This window comes from Agrobacterium sp. 5Ca39 (assembly GCF_055382365.1).
In genome coordinates this window covers 1,019,454-1,044,648 of sequence record NZ_AP026437.1, presented here as the reverse complement: position 1 = coordinate 1,044,648, position 25,195 = coordinate 1,019,454, and the positions used below count along the sequence as shown (strand labels likewise).

General features: G+C 60.1%; 21 protein-coding genes. 3 read left to right on the top strand and 18 right to left on the bottom strand.

All coding sequences use genetic code 11. The features are described from left to right. Positions 1 to 11: 11 nt before the first annotated feature. The 10 genes from ACZ47E_RS18425 to ACZ47E_RS18380 form a co-directional block, all read right to left on the bottom strand. Entirely contained in the window at positions 12 to 884 is an 873-nt protein-coding gene (locus tag ACZ47E_RS18425; RefSeq protein ID WP_162699385.1) for an ABC transporter permease, read from the bottom strand. A gap of 12 nt (positions 885 to 896) precedes the next feature. Next, positions 897 to 1,844: an ABC transporter permease gene (locus ACZ47E_RS18420; RefSeq protein ID WP_034497866.1), complete on the bottom strand. Its 948-nt coding sequence runs from the start codon at positions 1,842 to 1,844 to the stop codon at positions 897 to 899. 67 nt (positions 1,845 to 1,911) lie between these two features. Then, positions 1,912 to 3,420 (bottom strand): ABC transporter substrate-binding protein, encoded by a 1,509-nt coding sequence (locus ACZ47E_RS18415; RefSeq protein WP_034497869.1) that lies wholly within the window; start codon positions 3,418 to 3,420, stop codon positions 1,912 to 1,914. A gap of 77 nt (positions 3,421 to 3,497) precedes the next feature. Beyond that, positions 3,498 to 4,259, bottom strand: coding sequence for a FadR/GntR family transcriptional regulator (locus ACZ47E_RS18410; protein ID WP_034497871.1), 762 nt, complete (start codon positions 4,257 to 4,259; stop codon positions 3,498 to 3,500). A gap of 153 nt (positions 4,260 to 4,412) precedes the next feature. Next, positions 4,413 to 5,300: an aldose 1-epimerase gene (locus ACZ47E_RS18405; RefSeq protein WP_034497873.1), complete on the bottom strand. Its 888-nt coding sequence runs from the start codon at positions 5,298 to 5,300 to the stop codon at positions 4,413 to 4,415. Next, the gene (locus ACZ47E_RS18400; protein WP_022563876.1) at positions 5,287 to 6,474 is read right to left on the bottom strand and encodes a galactarate dehydratase; all 1,188 of its coding nucleotides are present in this window, start codon (positions 6,472 to 6,474) and stop codon (positions 5,287 to 5,289) included. Before ACZ47E_RS18400 ends, ACZ47E_RS18405 begins: the two co-directional genes overlap by 14 nt. A gap of 42 nt (positions 6,475 to 6,516) precedes the next feature. After that, entirely contained in the window at positions 6,517 to 8,241 is a 1,725-nt protein-coding gene (locus tag ACZ47E_RS18395; protein ID WP_162750297.1) for an ABC transporter ATP-binding protein, read from the bottom strand. 8 nt (positions 8,242 to 8,249) lie between these two features. Further along, a complete protein-coding gene (locus ACZ47E_RS18390) occupies positions 8,250 to 9,374 on the bottom strand; it encodes an ABC transporter permease (protein ID WP_004444561.1) in 1,125 nt (374 codons plus the stop codon). Positions 9,375 to 9,383: 9 nt separating this feature from the next. Then, the gene (locus ACZ47E_RS18385; RefSeq protein ID WP_003521681.1) at positions 9,384 to 10,370 is read right to left on the bottom strand and encodes an ABC transporter permease; all 987 of its coding nucleotides are present in this window, start codon (positions 10,368 to 10,370) and stop codon (positions 9,384 to 9,386) included. A gap of 121 nt (positions 10,371 to 10,491) precedes the next feature. Next, complete coding sequence (locus tag ACZ47E_RS18380) at positions 10,492 to 12,441, bottom strand: ABC transporter substrate-binding protein (RefSeq protein WP_464017113.1); 1,950 nt, start codon at positions 12,439 to 12,441, stop codon at positions 10,492 to 10,494. Between the two features lie 302 nt (positions 12,442 to 12,743). Between ACZ47E_RS18380 and ACZ47E_RS18375 the strand changes: the two genes are divergently transcribed. The 3 genes from ACZ47E_RS18375 to ACZ47E_RS18365 are packed head-to-tail and all read left to right on the top strand — an operon-like array spanning position 12,744 to position 15,331. Then, the gene (locus ACZ47E_RS18375; RefSeq protein WP_034497880.1) at positions 12,744 to 13,463 is read left to right on the top strand and encodes a FadR/GntR family transcriptional regulator; all 720 of its coding nucleotides are present in this window, start codon (positions 12,744 to 12,746) and stop codon (positions 13,461 to 13,463) included. A gap of 58 nt (positions 13,464 to 13,521) precedes the next feature. After that, a complete protein-coding gene (locus ACZ47E_RS18370) occupies positions 13,522 to 14,403 on the top strand; it encodes an SMP-30/gluconolactonase/LRE family protein (RefSeq protein ID WP_108081331.1) in 882 nt (293 codons plus the stop codon). A gap of 31 nt (positions 14,404 to 14,434) precedes the next feature. Next, on the top strand, positions 14,435 to 15,331 hold the full coding sequence (locus ACZ47E_RS18365; RefSeq protein ID WP_077987579.1) for a dihydrodipicolinate synthase family protein: 897 nt from the start codon (positions 14,435 to 14,437) through the stop codon (positions 15,329 to 15,331). Between the two features lie 135 nt (positions 15,332 to 15,466). Here ACZ47E_RS18365 and ACZ47E_RS18360 read toward each other — a convergent pair whose 3' ends face one another. The 8 genes from ACZ47E_RS18360 to ACZ47E_RS18325 form a co-directional block, all read right to left on the bottom strand. Next, positions 15,467 to 17,119 carry an OFA family MFS transporter gene (locus ACZ47E_RS18360; RefSeq protein ID WP_004444565.1) on the bottom strand — a complete coding sequence of 551 codons (1,653 nt, stop codon included), beginning with the start codon at positions 17,117 to 17,119 and terminating at the stop codon, positions 15,467 to 15,469. A gap of 115 nt (positions 17,120 to 17,234) precedes the next feature. Next, positions 17,235 to 17,579, bottom strand: a complete 345-nt coding sequence (locus ACZ47E_RS18355; RefSeq protein WP_004444566.1) for a formate dehydrogenase subunit delta — start codon at positions 17,577 to 17,579, stop codon at positions 17,235 to 17,237. A gap of 71 nt (positions 17,580 to 17,650) precedes the next feature. Continuing rightward, on the bottom strand, positions 17,651 to 20,533 hold the full coding sequence (gene fdhF, locus ACZ47E_RS18350) for a formate dehydrogenase subunit alpha (protein ID WP_108081365.1): 2,883 nt from the start codon (positions 20,531 to 20,533) through the stop codon (positions 17,651 to 17,653). Positions 20,534 to 20,537: 4 nt separating this feature from the next. After that, on the bottom strand, positions 20,538 to 22,094 hold the full coding sequence (locus ACZ47E_RS18345) for a formate dehydrogenase beta subunit (RefSeq protein ID WP_035209583.1): 1,557 nt from the start codon (positions 22,092 to 22,094) through the stop codon (positions 20,538 to 20,540). Continuing rightward, the gene (locus ACZ47E_RS18340; RefSeq protein WP_035209580.1) at positions 22,091 to 22,570 is read right to left on the bottom strand and encodes a formate dehydrogenase subunit gamma; all 480 of its coding nucleotides are present in this window, start codon (positions 22,568 to 22,570) and stop codon (positions 22,091 to 22,093) included. Before ACZ47E_RS18340 ends, ACZ47E_RS18345 begins: the two co-directional genes overlap by 4 nt. Before the next feature lie 114 nt (positions 22,571 to 22,684). Next, the gene (locus ACZ47E_RS18335; protein ID WP_035209577.1) at positions 22,685 to 23,608 is read right to left on the bottom strand and encodes a LysR family transcriptional regulator; all 924 of its coding nucleotides are present in this window, start codon (positions 23,606 to 23,608) and stop codon (positions 22,685 to 22,687) included. Positions 23,609 to 23,708: 100 nt separating this feature from the next. After that, positions 23,709 to 24,431: an aspartate/glutamate racemase family protein gene (locus ACZ47E_RS18330; protein ID WP_035209643.1), complete on the bottom strand. Its 723-nt coding sequence runs from the start codon at positions 24,429 to 24,431 to the stop codon at positions 23,709 to 23,711. 19 nt (positions 24,432 to 24,450) lie between these two features. Next, the gene (locus tag ACZ47E_RS18325) at positions 24,451 to 25,080 is read right to left on the bottom strand and encodes a flavin reductase family protein (RefSeq protein WP_022563864.1); all 630 of its coding nucleotides are present in this window, start codon (positions 25,078 to 25,080) and stop codon (positions 24,451 to 24,453) included. Between the last annotated feature and the right edge of the window lie 115 nt (positions 25,081 to 25,195).

Genomic DNA, 25,195 nt, shown 5'->3' with positions numbered 1-25,195 from the left:
CTTGTAAAAAATCATGCTTCGCGCGGATCGAGCGCATCGCGCAGGCCATCGCCCAGAAGATTGAAACCGATGACGACGAGGAAGATGGCAATGCCGGGCCACATCGTCATCCATGGCGCCTGGCTCAAGAAGTTCTTGGCGGTGTTGAGCATCGAACCCCAGGAAGGTGCGGGCGCCTGCTGGCCAAGGCCGAGGAAGGAAAGGCTCGCCTCCGCGATGATCGCGGTCGCCACCGTCAGCGTCGCCTGCACGATGATCGGGGCAAAGACATTCGGCAGGATGTAGCGGGTCATGATGTCGATGTGGTTGAGGCCGATAGACCTTGCACCCTCGACATAATCCTCCATCTTGACGGCCAGCACCTGCCCGCGCGTCAGCCGCACGAAGATCGGCATGGCGGAAAGGCCGATGGCGATCATCGCATTGGTAAGGCTCGGGCCGAGGAAGGCGGCAAGCGCAATCGCCATGATCAGGAACGGCATGGCCAGCAGCGCTTCGGTAATGCGGGAGATAACCATATCCACCCAGCCGCCAAAATAACCGGAGATCAATCCGAAGGGGACGCCGATCACCACGGCGATCATGACGGAGACGACGCCGGCCATCAGCGAAGCGCGGGCGCCATAGATCATGCGCGAGAGAATATCGCGGCCGAGATCATCCGTGCCGAGCCAATGGGCCGCCGACGGCGCCTTGCGGATGGCCGACCAGCTGGTCGCGACGGGGTCGGCAATCGGCAGTATCGGCGCGGCAATCGCCAGCACGGCGAAAAACACGACGATGATCAAGCCGGCGAGCGCCGACTTGTTGCGCTTCATCTTTTTCCAGGCGCGGCTTTCCTGCCGTGTCGCCGGTATCGAAAGGTTTTGATCCAGAACGGTCATGATATCAGGGCCTTAGATTGTCGCCCTGAGGCGGGGGTTGAGCAGGACATAGGCAATGTCGGCCAGCAGGTTCATGAGGATGAAACCGACGGCGGTGCAAAGCACGATGCCCTGCACGACGGCATAATCACGGGTGAAGACCGCATCCACGGTCATCTTGCCAAAGCCCGGGATCGTGAAAATTTGCTCCGTCAGAACCGCACCGGCCAGCAGTTCGCCGAAGAGCAGCGCCAAGAGCGTGATAACGGGCAGAAGCGCGTTGCGGAAACTGTGAGACAGGATGATTTCGCGCGGGGAAAGCCCCTTGGCGCGGGCGGTGCGGATGTAATCGGAGCTCAACACCGCCACCATCGCCGAACGTGTATGGCGCATCAGCGTCGCCGCCAGTGCATTGCCCAGCACGAAGGCGGGCATGATCATGGTTTCGATGGAGCGGACAGGGTCTACGAAGATCGATTCGTAACCCGATGCCGGCAGCCAGCCGAGTTTCACCGACACCAGCAGAATGAGCATGATGCCGAGCCAGAAATTCGGGATGGACAGGCCGGAAAGCGCCACGATATTGGCCGTGTAGTCAATCCACGTATTCTTCTTGACGGCGGCCAGAATGCCGATGGGAATGCCGATGATCATCGCAAAGAACATCGCCATGACAGCCAGCTGAATGGTCACCGGCAGCTTCTGGCCAATCAGTTCCAGAACCGGCTGGTTCGTGCGTAGCGAAATGCCGAAATCACCCGTCACCACGCCGCCGAGCCAGTTGAGATATTGCATCGGCACGGGGTCGTTGAGGCGATATTTTTCCCGCAGGAATTCAATCGTGGCGGGGTCGCGCTCTTCGCCAGCCATCGCCAGGATGGGATCGCCCGGCAGGAGTTTCTGCAGGGAAAAAACGAAAATGGAAATGATCAGAAGCGTCGGGATCGCGACCAGCAGTCGCTTGCCGATATAAACAGGCATGGCATTGCCCCCGTTTTGGTCCGGTCTTGGCGGCCGCACGGCAAGCCGTGCGGCCTATGCGAAGGGATCAGTCCTTGGAAACGCCGAGAAGACGGATCATGCCGTCAGGCGAAGGCGCCCAGCCCTTGACCTTTTTGGAGATGGCATAGGCATAAGGCTGGTGGCCGAGATAGATGATCGGCATGTCATCGTTGAGGATGACGCTTGCGGCATCGTATTTTTCCTTGCGGACTGCGTCGTCGGTCGAAGCGCGGGCCTCGTTCAGCAGCTTGTCCACTTCAGCATTGCAATATTTCACATCGTTGATGCCGCCCTTGCAGGTGACGAACTGGTGCAGGTTGCCATCGGGATCGATACGTCCCGACCAGTCGGAGCGGCTGAGCTGATAATTGCCGGCAGTCTGTTCGGAAAGAAGCGTGGCAAATTCCGTGGCCTTCAGAGTGACGTTGAAGCCGGCCTCCGCCACCATGGACTGGATGACCTGCATCATCTGCGTCTGCGTGGTGTTGTTGGCATGCTGAAGCTCAACATCCAGGGTCTCGTAACCCGCCTCCTTCATCAACTGCTTGGCCTTGTCGATATCACGCGGCGGAACCGGCAGGTTCTGGTTGAACCAGGGGCTTGTGGGCGGATATGCCTGATTGCCGGCCTTGGAGGTGCCTTCAAAAACAATCTGGCCGATCGCTTCGCGATCGATCGCGTAGGAAAAGGCCTGACGCAGACGCTTGTCCTTGCCGAGCGGATTGTCAGCGCGTGCCCCATTGTTGATGTTGACATACATGGCCATGTAGCCCGGTCCGATGACATCGGCATAGTTCAATTTGGGATCATTCTTGACGGATTCCGCATCGGAAGCCGAAATGCGCTCGGCGATATCGAGATCGCCGGCACGAAGGTTCGCAAGCTTCACGGTCGTATCGGGGATCGGCAGATACACGACCTTGTCGACGAGGATTTTGTCCTTGTCCCAATAGTCAGCAAATTTTTCGAGTACGATGCGATCCTGCTGGATGCGCTCGACAAATTTGAACGGTCCGGCGCAGACTGGCTTGGAACCGAAATTAGCGCCCAATTCCTTCGCCGCTTTCGGTGCGACGATCATGCCGGCGCGGTCGGAAAGCTGTGCCAGCAGGGTAACGTCGGGCGTCTTCAGGGTGAATTTGACTTCCAGCGGCCCGGTCGCCTCGACTTTCTCGACAGACGACAACTCGCTCTTGCGGCGAGATTCCGGCAGCGTCATGTTGCGCTCGATGGTGGCGACAACCGCCGCCGCATCAAGTGTTTCGCCATCGTGGAACTTGACGCCATCGCGGATTTTCATGGTCAGAACCTTGCCGCCTTCGGACCAGGCCCATTCGGTGGCAAGCTGCGGCACGATCTTCATGTCCTGCGAGATATCAACCAGCTTGTCGCACATGGCGGTGTAAACGATGCGGCCGACAAAGGTGCGCGATTGCGCGGGGTCGAGCACATCGGCATCGTCATTGAGGCCGATGCGCAATTCGGACGATAGCGCCGGCGAGGCCAGAAATACGCTTGCCAACAGCGCCACAGTCAATGTCTGGATTTTCTTCATGTTCGTTCCTCTGGTCAGGTTATTTTGACTTTTTGTCATTGGCCGCCCGTAAGGGACGACAGTTTTCATCCGTGGCCTCAAGAGGCCTCAGTCATAGAACTAACAGCTTCGGCCGCATTGCCCTTCCCGACGCCTTCCTCCAGGAAGCCGAGAGACGTGGCGCGGATCAGCCTTTCCTGATGCATGAGAAGATGCTGACGCATGGCTTCACCGGCTCTGGCGGGATCACGGTCGGCGATGGCGTCGACAATGGCCATATGCTGTTCGAAAGACGCCCTGCCGTTTGCGCCGCTGCGCCGGGCAAGCTCCCGTATCGACTGCCAGGCATCATCCTGACGTACGCGGTTGATGACATCGAAGATGGACAGGAAAAGCTTGTTGCCAGCGCTCTGGGCAATCTGGCGATGGAGCGAGCCATCCCATAATTCCTTGGCATCGGCATCCGTGCTCTGGCCGGTTTTTTCGACAAGGGCGCGCATGCGCTCCACCTCGTCCGGCTTGGCGCGCATGGCCGCGAGCTGCGCCAGCTGCGGCTCGATGCGCAGGCGCACTTCCATGATTTCCATGAAATCCGTCCCGGCGACCAGTTCCGTGACCTGGGCGGACCAATCATCCGGTTTTTCACCCACAAAGGTTCCGGCCCCCTGCCGCCGCCATATGAGGCCTTCGGCTTCCAGAACCTCAAGGGCGCGACGAACCGCACGACGGCCGACATTGAAGGTTTCCGCGAAGGCCCGCTCCGTGGGCAGGCGACGGTCTTTCGCAAGATCCTGCGTCTGAACGTACTCCCGCAACTTCGCAAGCGCGTAGTTGGAGTTGTCGTTGGGGTTCACCGTCACGTCGCACCATTTACCGAACCAATCTTACATTGGTTCATTTGGTGAGAAATTTTCGCCGTCGTCAAGCTTATTTTTAAGCGGCAATAACTGACGCTCAAAATATGGGCATGTGGCGTTTTTGAAGGTGAACGGCGGGCGCTGGGCGATTGGGCGCTATAGACGCACCCGCCCCTCCTGAAGATCGATGGAGAGCCTGATGCGCCCCGACAGGCGCTCGCCGGGGCCGACGGTCATCAGACCCTGCCCTTCCCGCTGCGCCTGAGGCAGGCCAAGCGCTCCGGCGGCCATGGAAACGGGCTCAAGACAGAGATAACGTTCCATGCGGTGTACGGCGAGATGGCCGAAAACCGCATCGGCTTCGAGCCGTAGTGAAAACCTGTCGAAGTCGACCTGCGCGCTCGACCAATCGGTGAAATGCAATGTGTATCCCGCTGCGGCGGGAATGGCGGGTTTCGGGCGAGGTGCCGCCGGCTGGCCGGTTGGCACGTTCTGCGCGTCCAGCGGATATTGCAGTTTGGCGTCCGTCCGCGCATCGCAACCGAGCCCGGCCGCCAGATAGGGATGCCAGCCCAGCGACACCGGCGCAGGCACATTAGCGCGATTTGTTATCGACAATTCCACGGTGATGCTGTCGTCTTGCAGCAGGAAAGACTGCTCGGCGCGGAAGGAAAACGGCCACTCTCCGTCAGCCTCGTAGTCCAGTGCCAATACGACCCGATCCGAAGAAAGGTCCGAAATCTCCCACGGCCGGCGGTGAGCCGGGCCATGCATGGCGTCAGGCGCAAGCGCCGGATGCGGCAGCAGGTCATGGCGGATACCCGTATGGACGAAGGACCCGCGATAGAGCCGGTTGTGATAGGGAAACAGCGGGTATGCGCCGGCCCTCGGCCAGTTGAACGGCTCGAAATCCTGCTCCGTTGTCGGCACCAGAATATCACCGTAGTCCGCGTGCCACAGATGGGTCATCCTACCACCCCAAGCAGGGCGCAGGCGGGCATAGAGCCGCCCGCAGGCAACCGTAACCATTTCAGGCGAAGGCATAGGAGCCGTCAGGCCGTTTCGGCACCCGTCTTTGCCAATGAACATAGCCATCTTCCTGCATGGCTTTTTCATCCATCTCGACACCCCAGCCCGGGCGGTCGGGCCTCAGCTCCAGATATCCGTCCTTCGGCAGATAGGGGTCGACGACATAGCGGGTTTCGTCCTCGCGTTTTTCGAGATCGGTGCCGCCATAGACGTAGCATTGCCCTTTCGGCAGCCGGTATTCGAGAATCCGGAAATTCTGCTGGGCAGCGGAAAAATGCACGTTGACGGCGGTGGCGAGCGGTCCCATCGGGTTATGCGGCGCGATGCTGACGAAGTGGGCTTCCGCGAGCGTGGCGATGCGGCGCATCTCCGAAATGCCGCCGACGACGCAGATATCGGGCTGGATGATATCCGCACCCTTTACCTGAAGAAGACGCAGGAACTCATTGCGATTATAAAGGCTTTCACCGGTTGCCAGCGTGCAGTTCAGCCCCTGTTTCAGGTCTCCCCACATCTCGATGTTTTCCGGGCGCAAAGGCTCTTCGAAGAAAAGCGGATCGTAAGGGGCAAGCGCATTGCCAAGCTGGCGGGCGGCCGCTGGCTCGAAAATCTTGGCATGGGCGTCAAAGGCGATGTCGTAGTCCGGCCGCACCGTTTCGCGAAGCGAACGGAAATACTCGGCGGAACTGCGCACCACCTCGCCCCAGCGATGGGCGTGGATATCGAGGCGCCACGGGCTGAGCTTGAAGGCCGTGAAGCCCCAATCCTCGTTGAGACGGTCGAATTCCTCCTTTGCCGCCGGCGCATCCGGAGCGGTGTAGACACCGGCATAGACCTTGATACGGTCGCGCACTTCGCCGCCCAGCAGCTTGTAGACCGGCACGCCCGCCGCCTTGGCCGCTAGGTCCCAGAGGCAATGATCGAGCGCCGAGATCGCCGACAGACCGAGCGCTCCAGGCGGAAAGCGGTTCTGCTGGAGCAGGAGATTATAGAGATACTCCACCCTTGTCGGATCCTGACCGGCGAGGAATCCGTAGAGGTAATCCAGCACCGGCGGCAGGGCGAGATCGGGGCCGTGATTGTAACATTCACCCCAGCCGGTCAAACCGTCATCGGTATCGAGAGCGACGATGACACGGGGGCGGTCCTTGTCGCGGGTGACGAATACCCGCATGCGATCGATTTTCATGCTTCAGTCTTCCTCATGAATTGCAGCGTGCGAGGCCCGGCATCATTGCGCGACGGCCCCGTTCTTGACTTCGGATGGTTCGACGTAGCGGAATCTGCGGGTACGGTCCCGGTCGCGTGGGTCCGGGCGCGGAATGGCGGAAAGAAGCGCCTGCGTATAGGGATGATCCGGCGCGTTGCAGACCTTTTCGGCGTCTCCCACTTCCACCAGCTTGCCGCGATACATCACACCTACGCGGTCACACATATAGCGGATGACGCCGATATCATGACTGATGAAGATATAGGCGAGCCCCAGCTCGTCCTGCAGCCGCATCAAAAGATCCAGCACCTGGAACCGCACCGAAACATCGAGCGCCGAAGTCGCCTCATCCGCCACAATGATACGCGGCTTCAGGGTTATGGCGCGGGCGATGCCGATGCGCTGGCGCTGGCCACCGGAAAAAGCGTGCGGGTAACGCTCACGTCCGGCCGGATCGAGACCCACCTGCTCCATCAGCGCGCAGACACGCTCATCCAACTCCCTGCCCCTGGCAATGCCGTTGACCAGCAACGGCTCGCCGATAACCTGTGCCACGGTCATGCGCGGATTGAGCGAGCCGAACGGGTCCTGGAAAACCATGCGCAGCTCACGCCGTGCGGCTTTCAGCTCGGCGCCTTCTATCCTGGCCAGATCGACCACGCTGCCATCTGCCCGGCGATAGAGCATCGCGCCGCCGGTTGGATCGTAAAGGCGCATGATGGAGCGGCCCATGGTGGTCTTGCCGGAGCCGCTTTCGCCGACGATGCCGAGCGTCTCGCCCGGCAATAGTTTGATCGACACGCCATCCAGCGCCTTCATCTCGCCGAAATGCATGGAAAGGTCATTCACTTCGAGCACCGGCGCGGCCGTGAGATCGAGCGGAGGTCGCGCAAGCCGGATTTCAGCCTTCCGCTCCAGCTTCAGCACGGAGCCGATCAACATGCGGGTATAGGGGTCCTGCGGATTGTGGAATATCTCATCCACGGTTCCATATTCCTTGGCGACCCCATGGTGCATGACCAGCACGTCGTCGGCAATCTGCGCCACCACACCCATATCGTGGGTGATGAACAGCACCGCCATGCCATGCGCCTTTTGCAGCCGCGATATCAGGTCGAGGATTTCGGCCTGTGTCGTCACATCGAGCGCCGTCGTCGGTTCGTCGGCGATCAGAAGCTGCGGTTTGCAGGCCAGCGCCATGGCGATCATCGCACGCTGGCGCATGCCTCCCGAATATTGGAAGGCGTAGCGATCCAGCGCCTTTTCGGGGTTGGGGATTTCCACCTGGCGCAACAGTTCGATGGCCTCGGCGCGCGCCTCACCCTTGCTCATCTTGAGATGCAGCCGCAGGACCTCGGTGATCTGGTCACCAACGGTATGCACGGGTGAAAGCGACGACATCGGCTCCTGAAAGATCATCGCGATATCAGCGCCGCGCACCGAGCGGATGGCACGGCTGCGCGGATCGAGCTTTGCCAGATCCAGAGAGGTGCCGTCGGCGCGGTTGAGGATGATCGACCCGGACGCAATGCGACCGGGACTGTCGATGATCTGCAGGATGGAGCGGGCGGTGACGGATTTGCCGGATCCGCTTTCGCCGACGACGCAGAGGGTCTTGCCGGGATCGATTGAGAAAGACAGGTCGTTGACGGCCCGGAAAACGCCGTTTCTGACCGGAAATTCAGTGACCAGATTGCGGACTTCAAGCAGCGGTTTGGCTGGCTTCATGGAAAGAATGTCGCTCATCCGGGGCCTCACTTGTTATAGGGGTCGGCTGCGTCGCGCAGGCCGTCGCCGAGCAGATTGAGAGCCATGACGGCAATAACGACAGCCACACCGGGCAGGAACAGCCAGGGTGCGGTTGCAATCGAGCGGATATTCTGCGCCTCGCGAAGCAAAACGCCCCAGGAAATCGTCGGCGGCTGCAGACCTAGACCGAGGAAGGACAGCGATGTTTCCGCAAGGATCATCGCCGGAACCGCAAGCGTGACCGAAGCGATAATATGGCTCGAAAAGCTCGGCAGCATATGGCGGAAGATGATGCGCCCTTCCGGCACGCCATCCAGCCGGGCCGCGGCCACGAACTCTTCGGTCCTGAGCGACAGGAACCGGCCGCGCACGACACGGGCGAGCTGCGCCCACCCGGTCAGGGACAGGATGATGGTGATCATCATATATTGCAGCGTCGCAGGCCAGCCCTGCGGAAGGGCGGCGGCCAGCGCCAGCCAGATGGGAATGGTGGGGAGCGACAGCACGAAGTCGATCACACGCTGCATGACGAAATCGATGCGGCCGCCGTAATAACCGGATATGCCACCGAGAACGACGCCGAGCAGCAGCGAGAAGAACACGCCAACAAGACCGATGGACAGGGAGACCTGCGCGCCCTGCACAACGCGACTGAAGACATCGCGCCCGAGACGATCCGCGCCGAAGAGGAAGAGCGGCCGCGTTTTGTCGGTGGATGCCAGCAGATGGAGGTCCGTGGTGAACAGGCCGAACACGGAATATTCGTAACCGCGACCGAAAAGCTGAACCGGGATTTTCTTCGCCGTATCCTCGACGAAGACCGCCGCAAGCGTCTCCGGATTGCGGGTCAGCTTCAGCGGATAATAGTGCAGCCCGAGCGAGAAACCCTCGGTCGTATCGATGAAGTGGACGCGCTGCGGCGGATGGAAGGTGGCGCGGGCATTCTGAAGCACCGGATCGTTAATGGCGAAGAAGCCCGGCACCAGCGCGACGATATACATGGCGATGGTGATGAACAGGGCGGCCATGGCCAGCTTGTGGCGTTTGAACGCCCACCAGATGAGCTGCCACTGCGAAGCGACGGCGGCGCGGTCCTGCCGGGCATTGGTGGTCATGGTAATATCGCTCATGGTGCCCTCCTATTCGAGCCGGATGCGCGGATCGACCAGCGCAAGCAGGATGTCGCTGATCAGCGAACCGATCAGCGTCAGCGCGCAGATCAGCAGCACGAAAGCGCCGGCGAGATACATGTCCTGCGCCATCAGCGACTGCAAAAGCAGCGGCGCGGCCGTCGGCAGATTGAGCACGATGGCGACAACCACGGAGCCCGAAATGAGATTGGGCAACAGCCATGCGATGGTAGAGATGAAGGGATTGAGCGCAATTCTGAGCGGATATTTCGTCAGCAGCTTGAACTCGGACAATCCCTTCGCCCGCGCCGTGGTTACATAGGGCTTGGGCAATTCATCAAGCATATTGGCGCGCATGACGCGGATGAGGCTTGCGGTGGAAGACACGGCAAGGATGGCGACCGGCAGCCAGATATGGGCCATCAGGTCCATCATCTTGGCGATGCTCCACGAGGCGGTCTCATATTCCGCGGAAAACAGCCCGCCGACATCGGCCCCGAACTCTACCGCCGCGACATACATCAGCACCAGCGCCAGCAGGAACGAGGGTATGGAAAGGCCGAAAAAAGAAAAGGCAGTGAAGAGATAGTCGCCTATCGAATATTTGCGCACGGCGGAGAAGACGCCAATGGGAAGCGCGATGGCCCAGGTTGCAAGAAGGCTTGCGATGGCCAGAACCAGCGTCAGTGCCATGCGCTCCCAGATAAGTCCTGAAACCGGCTGCTGCCACTCGAACGAAATGCCGAAATCGCCGCGGCTGACGATGCCCCATATCCATTTCAGATATTGCACGATCATCGGGTCATCGAGGCCGAAACGTTCGCGCAGCTGCGCCGCCGTATTGTGGTCGATGACCTCGTTGGAGGCGGCCAGTGTGGCGATATAGGTCGTCACATAGTCGCCGGGCGGCAGCTGGATCAGGACAAAAGCAAGGAAACTGACGGCAAACAGGGACGGTATCATCCACAGCAGGCGTTTTACGATGAAAAGCAGCATGTCGTTCTCGCAATCACATTGTGCCGCACGCGCCGCCTTCCACTCAGGAGACGGGCTGTGGGTGGTCGAAACAACCTGAGAGGCGTCGCCGCGTTACGGCAGCGACGCCCATGTGGCGTTATCAGCTTGTGAAGGTGAACTGTTGCGGCAGCGCCGGGCCGGGATTGGGCCAGGTCCAGCTGTCGGGTTCCGTTTCCGGCACGTTGCGCAGATTGTTGCGGATGATGCCGAAACCGCCCACCGCAAGGCAGAGGCCGATCGTTTCGAACTCTTCCGCCGCAATGTCGAAGATCTGCTTCATCTTCTCGCCGCGCTTGGCAAGGTCGGCCGTGGAGCGCGCCTCATCGAAAAGCTTGAAGCGCTTTTTCTGGCTTTCTGGCGGCTCCTCGCCCTTCTGGCCGTTGGATGTATACCAGAGCGCCCACGGAATGGCGTAACGCGACCCCTGCGGGTGGAAGGCGAAGAAATCGCGCGGATCGAGCATCGGATCGAGACCGCCGGGACCGGGCCAGACGGCCGCATCATGGGCGTTGTCATCGCCGCGTGTATAATAGAGCGCGCGTTCGATGGTATTGACCTTAATGTCGACGCCGATCTGCGCCCATTGCGCCTTCACCAGCTCCAACGCATCGACCAGATCGGGATAGAGCGTCGGGATAACATCGATGGAGAAGAAGATCGGCTGGCCGTCGGGACGAAGCCGCATGCCGTTGCCGTTCTTCTTGTCGTAACCGGCCTTGTCGAGAAGCGCGTTCGCCTTGTCGGCGTCATATTCGGTGAATTGCCGCGCCAGCTTTTCGTTGTACCAGGGATGTGTCGGGCGTGGCCCGGCCTGATACCCTTCGCTTTGGCCGAAATAAACGATGTCGATGATTTCCTGCCGGTTGAGCGCAATGGACAATGCCTGACGAAAAGACTTATCTGCAAACATCTTGCGCATTGCCGGGTCTTTGTGGGTGATGTTCAGGTAAATCTGGCACTGCTGCGCGGCAGACGGCACCAAAGTCAGCAGGCGGTAGTCACCCTTTTTCATGTTCTGCGACAGGGTCGGCTTGTTGGCGAGAACGCTGATATGGCGCTCCTGAATGTCGATCTTGCCGGAAATGACGTTCAGCATCAGCGATTCGACATCCTGCGAAATGCCGAAATTGATTTCATCGATATAGGGTAACTGGTTACCTTCGGTATCGACCTGCCAGAAGAATGGGTTGCGGGTCATGACCACCCGTGTCGCACCGCCGGAGTAAGGCTCCTTCACCACCCATGGATCAAGCGTCGGCTTGTCGACATTCGACCAGCGGGAGGGAATTTCGATATCCCCGCATTTGGCGCGGAACAGTTCGGTCCAGCTGGAGACGCCCGCCGCCTTCACATCAGCATCAAGCGCCGTGTTGTATTTCGGCAGGAACTTGCTGCAATAGTGTTTGGGAAACAGCGTCGGATGCTGGCCAAGTGGCGTGGCGAGGTTTTCGAGATAAAGCGCATTCGGCGCGGCGAATTTGAACTTTACCGTGAAATCGTCGACTTTTTCGACATCGACCGCCTTGCCGGCCACGGAGAGCTGCGCCGGCGTGGCGCTGTAAAGCTCCTTGTTCTTGATGCAGTCCTCGATGGCGAACACCACGTCATCTGCGGTGAAGGGGTGGCCGTCCGACCATTTTGCGCCCTCCAGCAAATGGAAGGTGAATTGCGAGGCATCGTCGTTGACTTCCCATTTCACCGCAAGGTTCGGCAGAACCTCGGTGAAATCCATGTTCCAGCGAACCAGCCCCTGATTGCCGACCATGCGCAGGATGCCGTTATGGTCCGACGAACCGCGCAGGCTACGGCGCAATGTGCCTCCATAGGTGCCGATTTTCTCGTGCGGCGTCACCACCATCGGATTTTTCGGCAGGCGTTCGGCCAAAGGCGGCAATTTGCCGTCCTTTACCAGCGCCTCCAGTTCCGGCGCCTGCTTGCCGGCAGCAGCCCGCGCCGAGGTCCCGATGACGGAAAGGGCGGCCACGCCGCCAACACCCGCCATAAAGGTTCGGCGCGTTACGCCCAGTGAAAATGCTTCGCCATCGCGCATCGACAATCCTCCCAAAAAATCACCGGCAGCGAGACGGCTTCCACCGAACCGCGACGGCCCTCCCGGCCAGCCAGCACGCCGATCCTCCATCGGCAGGCGCAGACCATATGGGCGTTTTCAGATGATTACAAGTATTGACAGATTTTTACATCTTTTTTATTTGTAGGCCGGTTTTCAGGATCAGGCTTGAAGAAAAAAATCGGTAGGACAGCCCCCTCGCTCACAAAAACCCCGGTATTTCTGTTGCGATTGAAATGCAGGAAACCCATTAACTTCAGCGATTTGCAACGGAAGGGCTGCTGATGGACAATTACAATGCATCTGCCGCCGCTCGAGGCGAGACTCGGCTGAGCGACATCATCTACGAAAAAATCGTCGGCATGATTTCGGACGGGCGGTTTCCCGTGAACGAGCGGCTGCCATCGGAACAGAATCTGGCGTCGCTGTTCGGCGCGTCGCGGCCAGTTGTGCGAGAAGCGCTGGAGCGGCTTCGGAACGACGAGCTTATCGTTTCGCAAAAGGGATCCGGCTCCTATGTACGCCAGCAGCCGGATTCTTCCGTGTTGCAACAGGTGCCGGTCGGCTCGCTGGCCGACGTGCAGCGTTTTTTTGAGTTCAGGGCCGGATTGGAGGCTTCCGCGGCTGAGCTTGCGGCCCGCAACTGGCAGGCCGCGGACAGGTTGCGGATCGAGCAGGCGATTGCCGCGCTGGAACAGTGTCTCGAGCGCAACGATCTCGGTGCTGAGGAAGACTTCGCCCTGCACGAAGCCATCGCGAAGGCGAGCCATAACCAGTTCCACATCACGGTGCGGATCTGGTTCAAACCCCATTTCGCCATCGGCCAGTCGGTGACACGCAGCCTCAGCCTCAAGCGGACGCCGCAGCATGTGCGCGAAGTCCAGAACGAGCACACGGCCATCGTGGAAGCGATTTTTGCGCGACGCGAGCAGGCCGCGCATGACGCGATGAAAGACCACATATTGAAGGCGCGCGCCCGCATGTTTCAGGGCGTCGGCAGTTAGGCCGCACCCTGCAATGTCGAAAATAGAATCATAAGGGGCGGATGAGGGAGAGGAACCAGTGAGTCAGCCGCACATCATAGAACCGAAGCTCCGTTCCCTGATCGATACCCCGCTGAAGGTCGGCGAATCGCCTGCCTGGGACGAGCGAACCGGCGATTTGTGGTTCGTCGATATTCTCGCGCCCGCCATTTTCCGCCTGCATCCCGGCGGAAAACTCGACAGATACGACATGCCCGCCCAGGTCGGCTGTCTCGGCCTTTGCAACAATGGCTTGATCGTGGCGGGCCTCAGGACCGGCGTGCATCTTCTTAATCCCGCGAGCGGCAAGCTCGATCTTCTCTGCGATCCGGACGGCGGGCGGCCCGACAGCCGCCTTAACGACGGAAAAGTCGGCCCGGACGGCCATTTCTGGGTGGGGACCCGCGATGAGGCCGCGATACAGACGGGCAATGCACGCCTCTATCGCGTTGCCCCGAATGGCGGCATCGAACGCATCATCGATGGCGGCATGTTCACTTCGAACGGACTTGCCTGGAGCCCGGACGGCAGACGCATGTACCATTCCGACAGCAGCGGCCTCATGCTTCAGGCGTTCGATTTCGACGCTGCGACCGGCAGGATCGGCCCGGCCGAACGTCTGCACGATTTCGCGCCGGATGAAGGCAGGCCGGACGGTGCGGCGACCGATTGCGAAGGCTGTTACTGGAGCGCCGGCGTTCAGGCGGGACGTCTCAACCGCTTTTCACCGGACGGCGAATTGTTCGAGGTCTACAGGCTGCCGTTCAAGGGGCCGACCATGCCCTGTTTCGGCGGTCCCGACCTCAAGACGATCTACCTTACAAGTCTCGTCACCGAGACGGACGGAATAACCACAGCAGGTACGGTTGTTGCATTCGATGCCCCGGTAGCCGGCACGCCCGTTCACAAATTCTCCATCTGAAGATGACTTTTGATCTTAAGGAACACAGTTGATGACGACATTCGATTTTCGCCAGGCCCTGAAGGGCATCTCCGGCGTTCCGGTAACGGCTTACGATGCAAGCGGCGAAGTGGAGACCGGTGTTACTGCCGAGGTTTACGCACGCGTTGCAACGGCTGGAATCCATAATATCGTCGCGGCAGGCAATACCGGCGAATTCTACGCCTTGACGCCTGCAGAAATTCTGAAGGTCTATGAGGCCGCGATAGAAGGTGTCGGCGGGAAAGCCCCGGTCACGGCGGCTATTGGACGCTCTCAGCGCGAAGCGCTCTCCTTGGCGCGTCAGGCAAAAGAAATGGGCGCATCCGCCGTCATGTCGCATCAGCCAGTCGATCCTTTCGCGGCCCCGCAATCGCAAATCGACTACTTTACCGGCCTCGCTGAAGGCAGCGAACTGCCGCTGGTCGCTTATGTCCGGGCGGACGGCTTTTCGGTCGATGACATGGTACGGCTTGCGAGCCACCCGAATGTCGCCGGCATCAAGTTCGCGACGACCGACATCATGCTTCTGTCGCGCGCGATTGCCGCTTCCGATCCGGACGGCGCTCTATATGTCTGCGGACTGGCTGAAAGCTGGGCGGCTGCCTTCGCGGCGGTTGGTGCGCGCGGCTTCACCTCCGGCCTCGTTAACGTGGCGCCGCAATTTTCGCTGCAGGTTCATGAGGCACTGACCTCGGGCGATTTTACGGCTGCACGGAAGATTGTTAAAAAGATCGAATTGTTCGAGCGGCTGCGCACACAATATCGCAACGGCGCCAATGTGACCGTTGTGAAGGAAGCCATGGACATACTCGGGTTCAAAGTTGGCCCGGTGCGCGCACCGGGACTGGCGCGTCTGGATAAAGAGGACCGTGCGACCCTTGAGGGACTGCTTGCCAGCTGGTCTTGATGGCGCCGCACCGTCCAGCTGCGAATTACGCAAATAACGGGGCGCGGTTCATCTGACGTGATCCGAACCGCGCCGCCTCGCCTTGCTCGATCATGTGCCGGCCAAGAGCCGGCACATGAGTTTTTGGCGGAACGCCTAGCCGAATAGCGCCAGACTGCTTTTTACCGTGACCCACACGCCCCAGAGAAGCGGAATACCAACCGCAGCCCAGGCAAGAGCGGCCTTGGCGTCCAGTCCACCGCGACCGATCCCGAAGGAGCCTGTCGGCCCGGCATTCGCGGCCGCGGTCTTCGCCTGAAGCGCCGCCACCTCCGAATCCGACATGAACCACTTGTCCGAGAGCGGCCGCACGAAGGCGTTGGCCACGAGGCCGATCGCCAGCATGCCTGCCAGAATATACATGGTGCTTGTGTAGAGTGCGGGTCCGGGTGCCACGCCCGCCGCGATCTGCGCCTCGCGGATGTAATTGACGACCACGGGACCGGCGATGCCGGCAGTCGCCCATGCCGTCAGGAGACGGCCGTGGATTGCGCCGACGAACTGCGTGCCGAAGATGTCCGCAAGATAGGCCGGGATGGTGGCGAAACCGCCGCCATACATGGACAGGATGATACCGAAGGCGAGAACGAAAAGAGCCTTGTTGCCCATCGTCGCGAGCGTCGGCGCCAGCGCGTAAAGAATGATGCCGAGAATGAAGAAGCAGAAATAAGTGTTCTTGCGGCCGATCTTGTCTGACATGGAGGCCCAGAAAAAGCGGCCGCCAATGTTAAAGAGCGAAAGAAGGCCGGTGAAGCCGGCAGCAATCGCCGCAATCTGCGCCTTCTGGCCGGCATCGAGATCAGCAAAACCGACACCGGGAAGGCCGATCAGAGAACCCGCAAAAATTTCCTGCAGCATCGGAGAGGCCATGCCGATGACACCGATGCCGGCCGAAACATTCAGGCAGAGCACCGCCCAGATCAGCCAGAACTGTTTCGTCTTATGCGCGTCGCGCAGATGGACGTGTCGCGTGGTGATCATCGCGCTTTTGGCCGCCGGTGCCGTCCATCCTTCCGGGCGCCAGCCTGCAGGCGGAATGCGATATCCGAAGGCGCCGGCCATCATGAAGACGAAGTATATCAACGCCATGACGACGAAGGTCTGCCAGACGCCGACAGAGGTTTCAGTCTTGAAGGTATTCATCAGCAGGTTAGCGAGTGGCGCGCCGATCATCGCGCCACCGCCGAAACCCATGATGGCCATGCCCGTGGCCATGCCTCGACGATCCGGGAACCATTTGATCAGTGTGGACACCGGCGAGATGTAGCCGAGGCCAAGCCCGACGCCACCGATGACACCCGCTCCCAGCCACATCAGCCAGAGTTGATGGGTCATGACGCCAACGGCCGCCACCAGAATGCCGCCGCACCAGCAGCAAGCGGAAACGAAGCCCGCCTTGCGCGGTCCCACCCGTTCCAGCCAGCCGCCCCAGATAGCCGCCGAGCAGCCGAGAAGCACAAAGAAAAGCGTATAGATCCACCCAAGGTCAGCCACACGCCAATTGCATTCGGTGGTAAACAGTGCGCCGACCAGCGTGAGGCTGGAGCAGCTCGGATCCGTCGCTGGCAACGCTTTCGACAGCGGCAGCCAAAATACGCTAAAGCCATAGGCCATGCCTATGCACAAATGAATGGCAAGCGCTGCCGGCGGCACCAGCCAGCGATTGAAACCCGGTCTTGCGATTATTCGTTCGCGGTCCAAAAACCCGGCTTGCGCCGCCTCTCCCGCCGTTGCGCCTGCTACTGCCATTGACACTACCTCCCTCGTGAATGTCTGGACATCTTTCATTCGCCCCGCCAGGCGAATAGCGATGCCGCCGAACGTCCTCCCATGCGGCGGCAAGCTTCATTCATTTCCGCACGCGTCAGACGCGCGTTGTTTCGGGCACGCTCGGCTCCGAAAGGGATTCCCCCGCAATCGGTCCCTTACCGCCCGGTGCGCCCTTTGCGTCTTCGCCCAGCCCTACGGCATCGGCCGCTGGCGCGTCTGGCCTTCTGATCTCTCTGGATGCGGCAATCACGAGCGGTAGAAAATCACCGGCACCGGCGTCCACCATCTCAAAGAAGCGCCGCCGCATGCGCGGTTCCCAGAACTTGTTGATATGGGTGGCAACACCATCGATACGGATATCTTCCGGCTGTGACAGAAAAAACGTCGCAATCTGGTTCGCCATCCTCACCAGTTTTTCGTCCGTGTGATTGAGTAACATGATCTACTCCCCGCGCCAGCTCACGCCCCGACGCCACATGATGAGAAGGCCGGGACAAGCCCGGCCCCCGATTATTCCGCAGCTTCCAGCTTACCGGCGATGCGGCGGGACTGACGCGAAAGCGCATCATATTCTTCCTGCCATTCCGTCGGCCCGTTGGAGGGAGAGACCTGAACCGCCGTCACCTTGTATTCCGGGCAGTTGGTCGCCCAGTCGGAAAAGTCTGTCGTGATGACGTTCGCCTGCGTGCCGGGATGGTGGAAGGTCGTATAGACCACGCCCGGCGCCACACGATCCGTAATCAGCGCTCGCAGCGTCGTATCGCCCGAGCGGCTCGCAAGCTTGATCCAGTCGCCGTCCTTCACGCCGCGCTGTTCGGCGTCATGGGGATGGATTTCCAGACGATCCTCCTCGTGCCAGACGACGTTTTCGGTGCGCCGTGTCTGCGCCCCGACATTGTATTGCGACAGGATGCGGCCGGTGGTGAGCAGCAGTGGAAAACGCGGACCGGTGCGTTCGTCCGTCGCCACATATTCCGTGCGGATGAACTTGCCCTTGCCGCGCACGAAGCCGTCCACATGCATGATCGGCGAACCCTCTGGGAATTTTTCGTTGCAGGGCCACTGCACCGAACCCTTTTCTTCCAGATAGGCATAGGAAACGCTGGCAAAGCTTGGCGTCGTTGCCGCGATTTCGTCCATGATCTCGGAAGGATGTGTGTAATTCCACGAAAGGCCCATGGCCTGCGCCAGCTTCTGGGTCACTTCCCAGTCGGCATAACCGTTCTTCGGCGACATGACCTTGCGCACGCGGTTGATGCGACGCTCGGCGTTGGTGAAGGTGCCATCCTTTTCGAGGAAAGTGGAACCCGGCAGGAACACATGCGCATAATTCGCCGTCTCGTTCAGGAAGAGGTCGTGCACGACAACACATTCCATGGCGGCAAGGCCGGCCGAAACATGCTTGGTATCGGGGTCCGACTGGAGAATGTCCTCGCCCTGAATATAGATGCCCTTGAAGCTGCCATCGACAGCGGCATCCAGCATGTTGGGGATACGTAGGCCCGGCTCGTTGTTGAGCTTCACGCCCCAGAGTTTCTCGAACACATCGCGTGTCGCATCATCGGAGATATGGCGATAGCCCGGCAGCTCGTGCGGGAAAGACCCCATATCGCAGGAGCCCTGCACATTGTTCTGACCGCGCAGCGGATTGACGCCCACCCCGGGACGGCCGATGTTGCCGGTCGCCATGGCAAGATTGGCAATCGCCATGACGGTCGTTGAACCCTGGCTGTGTTCGGTAACGCCAAGACCGTAATAGATCGCGCCATTGCCACCCTTGGCATAAAGCCGGGCCGCCCCGCGCAGATCTTCCGCGGGAACACCGGTGAAACGTTCCGTCTCTTCCGGGCTGTGCTGCGGCTCGGCTACGAAAGCAGCCCAGTCCTCGAATTCCGACCAGTCGCAGCGCTCGCGAATGAATGCCTCGTTGAACAGCCCTTCGGTGACGATCACATGCGCCAGTGCCGTGAGCACCGCAACGTTGGTTCCCGGCAGCAGCGGCAGGTGGAAAGCGGCCTCCACATGTGGCGTGCGCACAAGATCGATACGGCGCGGATCGATGACGATCAGCTTTGCGCCCTGACGTAGCCGCTTCTTCAGTCGCGAACCGAAAACCGGATGGCCGTCGGTCGGATTGGCGCCGATGACAAGCACGACATCGGAATGCTCCACGCTGTCGAAATTTTGCGTGCCGGCAGATGTGCCGAAGGCCTGGCCAAGACCATAACCCGTGGGCGAATGGCAGACGCGGGCGCAGGTATCAACGTTATTGTTGCCGAAACCGGCGCGAATGAGTTTCTGGACGAGGAATGTTTCCTCATTCGTGCAGCGGGACGAGGTGATGCCGCCAATGGACTCTTTCCCATAGGTGCCCTGGATACGCCGGAACTCGGACGCAGCGTGGGAGAAGGCTTCCTCCCAGGTGACTTCCCGCCACGGATCGCTGATCTTTTCGCGAATCATCGGGTTGAGGATACGATCTCTGTGGGTCGCATATCCGTAAGCGAAGCGGCCCTTGACGCAGGAATGGCCACGGTTTGCCTGTCCATCCTTCCACGGCACCATGCGCACCAGCTCTTCACCACGCATTTCCGCCTTGAAGGAGCAACCGACGCCGCAATAGGCGCAGGTGGTGACCATCGAATGTTCCGGCTGGCCAATCTCGATCACCGATTTTTCGGTGAGCGTCGCGGTCGGACAGGCCTGCACGCAGGCACCGCAGGACACGCAGTCGGAATCGAGGAATGCCTCGTGCGCGCCGGGCGATACCCTGCTTTCAAAACCGCGGCCTTCGATCGTGAGCGCGAAGGTGCCCTGCACTTCCTCGCAGGCGCGCACGCAACGGGAACAGACGATGCATTTGGAAGGATCATAGGTGAAATAGGGATTGCTTTCGTCCTTCGGCATAAAGCGGGCATTAAGATCGCCCTCCCCGGTGCGGGCCTTGACGTGATTGTCGCCCTCGTAACCATAACGCACATCGCGAAGGCCCACCGCTCCCGCCATATCCTGCAATTCACAATCGCCATTCGCGGCGCAGGTCAGGCAGTCGAGCGGGTGATCGGAGATATAAAGCTCCATCACGCCCTTGCGGATCTGCTTCAGCCGCTCCGTCTGCGTATGCACGACGAGACCGGCGGCAACAGGCGTGGTGCAGGAGGCGGGGGTGCCGTTGCGGCCCTCCACCTCGATAAGACAGAGCCGGCACGAGCCGAAGGCATCCACCATGTCGGTGGCGCAGAGTTTCGGCACATCGATGCCCGCTTCACGCGAGGCGCGCATGATCGACGTTCCCGCGGGAACAGTTACCTGGCGGCCGTCGATTGTGAGCGTCACCATGTCCGTAGCGTTGGACTTGGGGGTGCCGTAGTCGAATTCAGTTACTAGGGCCATGGTCTTACTCCGCCGCTTCAACACGTGGGGTGGGGGCAAAATCAGCAGGGAAATGCCGGAGCGCGCTCATGACGGGATAGGGCGTGAAACCGCCGAGCGCACAGAGCGAGCCGAATTTCATGGTTTCGCAGAGGTCTTCCAGCAACGCCGTGTTTTTCTCCCGCTCGATTCCGAGCGCGATCTTGTCCACCGTCTCGACACCGCGTGTCGAGCCGATGCGACAGGGTGTGCACTTGCCGCAACTTTCGACGGCGCAGAACTCCAGCGCGAACCGGGCCTGATGCAGCATGTCTGCCGTATCATCGAACACCACGATGCCCGCATGGCCTATCAGGCCACCAGCCGCCGTAAACGCTTCGTAGTCAAAGACCGTGTCGAACAGCGACACCGGGAAATAAGCGCCGAGCGGACCTCCCACCTGCACCGCCTTGACGGGACGGCCGGTGATCGTGCCGCCACCGATATCGTTCACCAGTTGCCCGAGCGTCAAACCGAAGGCGGTTTCGTAAAGCCCGCCATGCTTGAGGTTGCCAGCAAGCTGGATCGGGATGGTGCCGTGCGAACGGCCGACACCGAAATCGCGATAAAACGCCGCGCCACGATCCATGATGACCGGAATGGAAGCGAGCGAAATCACATTGTTGACGACCGTCGGCTTACCGAACAGGCCCTGCAGGGCGGGTAGCGGCGGCTTGGCGCGCACCGTGCCGCGTTTGCCTTCAAGGCTGTTCAGGAGTGAGGTCTCCTCGCCGCAGACATAGGCGCCGGCGCCCATGCGCACTTCCATGTCGAACGCACGGCCTGACCCAAGGACGGAGGACCCGAGAATACCCTCACGCCTTGCGATCTCAATCGCCTTTTCCATGACCCTGATGGCGTAGGGATATTCCGAGCGGGTATAGATGAAGCCCCTGGTCGCGCCGACAGCGAGGCCGGCAATCGCCATGCCTTCGATCAGCACGAAGGGATCGCCCTCCATGATCATCCGGTCGGCGAAAGTGCCGCTGTCGCCCTCATCCGCATTACAGACGATGTATTTCTGGTCTGCCACCGCATCGGCAACGGTCTTCCATTTGATGCCGGTGGGGAAACCAGCGCCGCCGCGTCCGCGCAGGCCGCTCTGGGTCACCTCCGCAACGATATCCAGCGGGGCCATCGCAACAGCTTTTTCAAGACCCTTCATGCCTTGATAGGTGCGGTAATCCTCCAGCGACAATGGATCGGTGACGCCACATCGGGCAAATGTCAGACGCGTCTGGCTTTTCAGGAACGGAATGTCCTTTGTCAGCCCGAGACAGAGGCGATGGGCCCCACCGGTCAGAAAATTTGCGTCAAAAAGTGAGGCGACGTCGCTTGCCTTGACGGGGCCATAGGCGATACGGCCATGCTCGGTGCGCACTTCAACCAGCACTTCAAGCCAGAGCATACCGCGCGAGCCGTTGCGGACAATCTCGACCTCAAGATTACGGCCAGCGGCCTCACGGGCGATGGCATCGGCAACGCGGTTTGCGCCAACGGCAAGAGCGGCGGAATCGCCGGGAACAAAAACGGTGACACTCATCGGCGTGCCTCCGCCAGAATCTCGACAAGACAGTCCTCATCAAGACGGGCATGGACTTCGCCATCCAGCATCAGGGCCGGTGCCTGAGCGCAGAGCCCGAGACAGAAGACCGGCTCAAGCGTGACGGAACCGTCGGGCGCGGTTTCGTGCCAGTCGAGGCCGAGGCGGCTCTTGATGGTTTGCGCAAGAGGCTCACCACCCATCGACTGGCAAGCCTCGGCGCGACAGAGCTTTAAGACATGGCGACCATGCGGATGATCACGGAAATCGGGGTAGAAGGTGACGACGCCATGAACCTCGGCGCGCGATACGTTCAGCGCGGATGCGATGATCTGCTTGGCGCTTTCCGGGATATAGCCGAATTCTTCCTGCATTGCGTGCAGGATGGGCAGCAAAGGCCCCTCCAGATGGAGAAATTCATCAATGATGGCGGAAACACGCGCCGCCTCATCTACGGCAACCGCTCGAATATTCATAAGCCAGTCCTCCCAAACCGACAGGGGCAGGGATGACGAGCGGGATATAGTCAATCCTTTCGCAGCCCTGCGGTGCCTGAAAGAATGTCGAGATCGGCGGGATCAGGTCAATAATCAGTTTCCGTCATTTGATAGGAAATTCCTATCAAATGCCTTCTCGGCGGCCCTTTGGCGAGCCTCGTGAAGCAGCGCGGAGACAAGCGGAGTGTGTGGTTCCCGGTGGGTGGCAATCAGGCCCACGAGGTGTTCGGGGTCCGGATCAGTAATCGGGATTATCCTGATCTGCCTAGGAAAACCGAACGATTCCGCGAGGTTACGCGGCATTATTGAAGCCCATTGTCCGGTGCGGATATGAGAAAAAAGCACGATCATCGAGTTGGATTCGAGCGTCGGCTTGGCCTCCACGCCAGCTTCGGCCATGTGCCGGTTGATGATGCGCCTGTTCTGCATGTCCGGAGTTAATAGACAAAGCCTAAGACTGGAAACCTGTTGCCAGGTAACGCTTTCCTGATCGGCAAGTGGCGTTCCGGCAGCCGCGATGAGGTGATAACGCTCGGAATAGAGCGGCACGGTGGTCACGCGTCCGAGCGGCTCATTGTCGAGGTAACTGATTCCCGCGTCGATCTCGAGGTTTTCAATCTGGCTCAAAACCTGCAGCGAGGTGCGGGACGTGACGGAAAAAGTCACATCGGGATGGCGCGCCTGGAAGGATTCGGTCAATCGCGGCACCATGGCAAGCGCGGTCGGAATGACGGCCAGACGTATATGTCCGGCAAGGCCCCTACGGGCCGCGCGCATTTCCTCACGCATGGTGCGTGTATCGCCAACGATACGACGCGCCCATTCCAGCACACGCTGGCCTTCCGGCGTCAGCCCCTGATACCGCGCTGAACGCACCACGAGAACGACGCCCAACTGATCCTCCAACTGCCGGATTGCCGCCGACAGGCTGGGCTGGGAGACACCACATTCCTCCGCCGCCCGGCCGAAATGTTCAGCCCGCGCCAATGCAATGAAAAATTCCAGCTTGTCGATCATACGCTCTCCCCCGCGGCGCGCCCGCTTGACCGGTGTGCGCGGGAGAACACTAGAACGTGGCGCAAGCGCCCGCAAATGGCCGCAGGCATTTTCCTGCAAACTAGGCGCAGGCGACGAGGGCCGGCCCCTTCACCCGCGGATAGTCGTAAGCATTGACCTTCGAGGTATTGTAACCGGCGCCAACGAGAGCTTCGGCAAGCTTGATCGCTGCCGTCACACCATCGATGACCGGAACACCCGTGGCGTCGCGCAGCCGGTCGCAGAGCGAGGACATGCCCGCGCAGCCGAGAATGATCGCTTCTGCCGCATCCTCCCGCTTGGCGGCCTCGATTTCGCGCCGAAGCAGCGCTTCCGCGACCTCTGGATCCTCCTCAAGGCCAAGAACCGGCAGGTTGATTGCCCGGACCTTCCGGCAATGCCGTTGCGCGCCGTATTCCTCCACCAGATCTTCGATGATCGCGATGGAACGCGGCAGCGTCGTGATGATCGAGAAGCGGCGGCTGATCGTCATCGCCACCTGCACGGCGGCCTGGCAGATGCCGATGACGGGTCCACGCGCCACTTCGCGTGCGGCGTGAAGGCCCGGATCGTCGAAACAGGCGATCACATAGGCGTCCACGCCCAGCGCCTCGCCCTTACGGATTTCCGCGAGCAGCCCGGGAACGGCCATGGCCTCATCCGCCTGCCCTTCGATGCTGACGGGGGTATCGTCAGGATTTGCCGCGGAGACGTGGGTCTCCTTCTGCTTGACCCTTAGCGCGCTATCGAGAGCCTGCGCGGTCATGGAGGCGGTGGAATTGGGATTGATCAAACGAATATGCATCACGCATCCTGAAAAGCTGTCACTTGCCGTCAGGCGCGGTGAAATCGGTGATTGGTGGCGCCTTCAAAACAAACTGGCGGTCCGAGGTAATGTAGTTGTCGGCGTGAAGCCGGGCGATCGGCTGGTAGCGATCGGCATCGACATAACGTCCCTCCTCATCGAGGCATTCATTATGGACATGCATATGAACCACTTCGCCCAGCACCAGCGTGCGGCGGGGGTAATCGATCAGTCGCTCCACCCGGCACTCGAAGGCGCAGGGCGATTGCGCGGCATAACTCGCATCGATCTTGCTGCAGGGCATGGCCGTAAGCTTGGCCATCGACATCTCGTCAACTTCATTGTCGAAGCCGAGACCGCAGATCAGCATCTGCTCCGAAAGCGACATATCGACCATATTGACGACGAACTCGCCAGTGCGGCGGATATTCACCATCGTATCCTTTTCCTCGCCGCTCACCTTCGGCTGAATGCCGAGGACCACGATGGGCGGATCATGCGAAAAGACGTTGAAGAAGCTCATCGGCGCTGCATTGTTATGGCCCGCTTCCGAGCGGGTCGTCACGAGTGCGATCGGCCGTGGACCGATAAAATTCGTCAGAAGGCGGTAGCGGCTCTGGGGCTCAAGCGCGCTGAAATCGAATTCCATGATCGGCATCCTAATTTAGTCTACAATTATCTCTCATATTGTTGACAATGCTGCAACCAAAATCCCGTTGATACGGTTGACTTTTTCATTCACATCACGCTTCTCTAGGGCGATT

Excerpts from the sequence above, each read along its gene's own strand:
- ACZ47E_RS18425 (WP_162699385.1), bottom strand. The coding sequence starts at position 884 with ATGACCGTTCTGGATCAAAACCTTTCGATACCGGCGACACGGCAGGAA.
- ACZ47E_RS18420 (WP_034497866.1), bottom strand. The coding sequence starts at position 1,844 with ATGCCTGTTTATATCGGCAAGCGACTGCTGGTCGCGATCCCGACGCTT.
- ACZ47E_RS18415 (WP_034497869.1), bottom strand. The coding sequence starts at position 3,420 with ATGAAGAAAATCCAGACATTGACTGTGGCGCTGTTGGCAAGCGTATTT.
- ACZ47E_RS18405 (WP_034497873.1), bottom strand. The coding sequence starts at position 5,300 with ATGCCTTCGCCTGAAATGGTTACGGTTGCCTGCGGGCGGCTCTATGCC.
- ACZ47E_RS18400 (WP_022563876.1), bottom strand. The coding sequence starts at position 6,474 with ATGAAAATCGATCGCATGCGGGTATTCGTCACCCGCGACAAGGACCGC.
- ACZ47E_RS18395 (WP_162750297.1), bottom strand. The coding sequence starts at position 8,241 with ATGAGCGACATTCTTTCCATGAAGCCAGCCAAACCGCTGCTTGAAGTC.
- ACZ47E_RS18390 (WP_004444561.1), bottom strand. The coding sequence starts at position 9,374 with ATGAGCGATATTACCATGACCACCAATGCCCGGCAGGACCGCGCCGCC.
- ACZ47E_RS18385 (WP_003521681.1), bottom strand. The coding sequence starts at position 10,370 with ATGCTGCTTTTCATCGTAAAACGCCTGCTGTGGATGATACCGTCCCTG.
- ACZ47E_RS18380 (WP_464017113.1), bottom strand. The coding sequence starts at position 12,441 with ATGCGCGATGGCGAAGCATTTTCACTGGGCGTAACGCGCCGAACCTTT.
- ACZ47E_RS18375 (WP_034497880.1), top strand. The coding sequence starts at position 12,744 with ATGGACAATTACAATGCATCTGCCGCCGCTCGAGGCGAGACTCGGCTG.
- ACZ47E_RS18365 (WP_077987579.1), top strand. The coding sequence starts at position 14,435 with ATGACGACATTCGATTTTCGCCAGGCCCTGAAGGGCATCTCCGGCGTT.
- ACZ47E_RS18360 (WP_004444565.1), bottom strand. The coding sequence starts at position 17,119 with ATGGCAGTAGCAGGCGCAACGGCGGGAGAGGCGGCGCAAGCCGGGTTT.
- ACZ47E_RS18355 (WP_004444566.1), bottom strand. The coding sequence starts at position 17,579 with ATGTTACTCAATCACACGGACGAAAAACTGGTGAGGATGGCGAACCAG.
- fdhF (WP_108081365.1), bottom strand. The coding sequence starts at position 20,533 with ATGGCCCTAGTAACTGAATTCGACTACGGCACCCCCAAGTCCAACGCT.
- ACZ47E_RS18345 (WP_035209583.1), bottom strand. The coding sequence starts at position 22,094 with ATGAGTGTCACCGTTTTTGTTCCCGGCGATTCCGCCGCTCTTGCCGTT.
- ACZ47E_RS18340 (WP_035209580.1), bottom strand. The coding sequence starts at position 22,570 with ATGAATATTCGAGCGGTTGCCGTAGATGAGGCGGCGCGTGTTTCCGCC.
- ACZ47E_RS18335 (WP_035209577.1), bottom strand. The coding sequence starts at position 23,608 with ATGATCGACAAGCTGGAATTTTTCATTGCATTGGCGCGGGCTGAACAT.
- ACZ47E_RS18330 (WP_035209643.1), bottom strand. The coding sequence starts at position 24,431 with ATGCATATTCGTTTGATCAATCCCAATTCCACCGCCTCCATGACCGCG.
- ACZ47E_RS18325 (WP_022563864.1), bottom strand. The coding sequence starts at position 25,080 with ATGGAATTCGATTTCAGCGCGCTTGAGCCCCAGAGCCGCTACCGCCTT.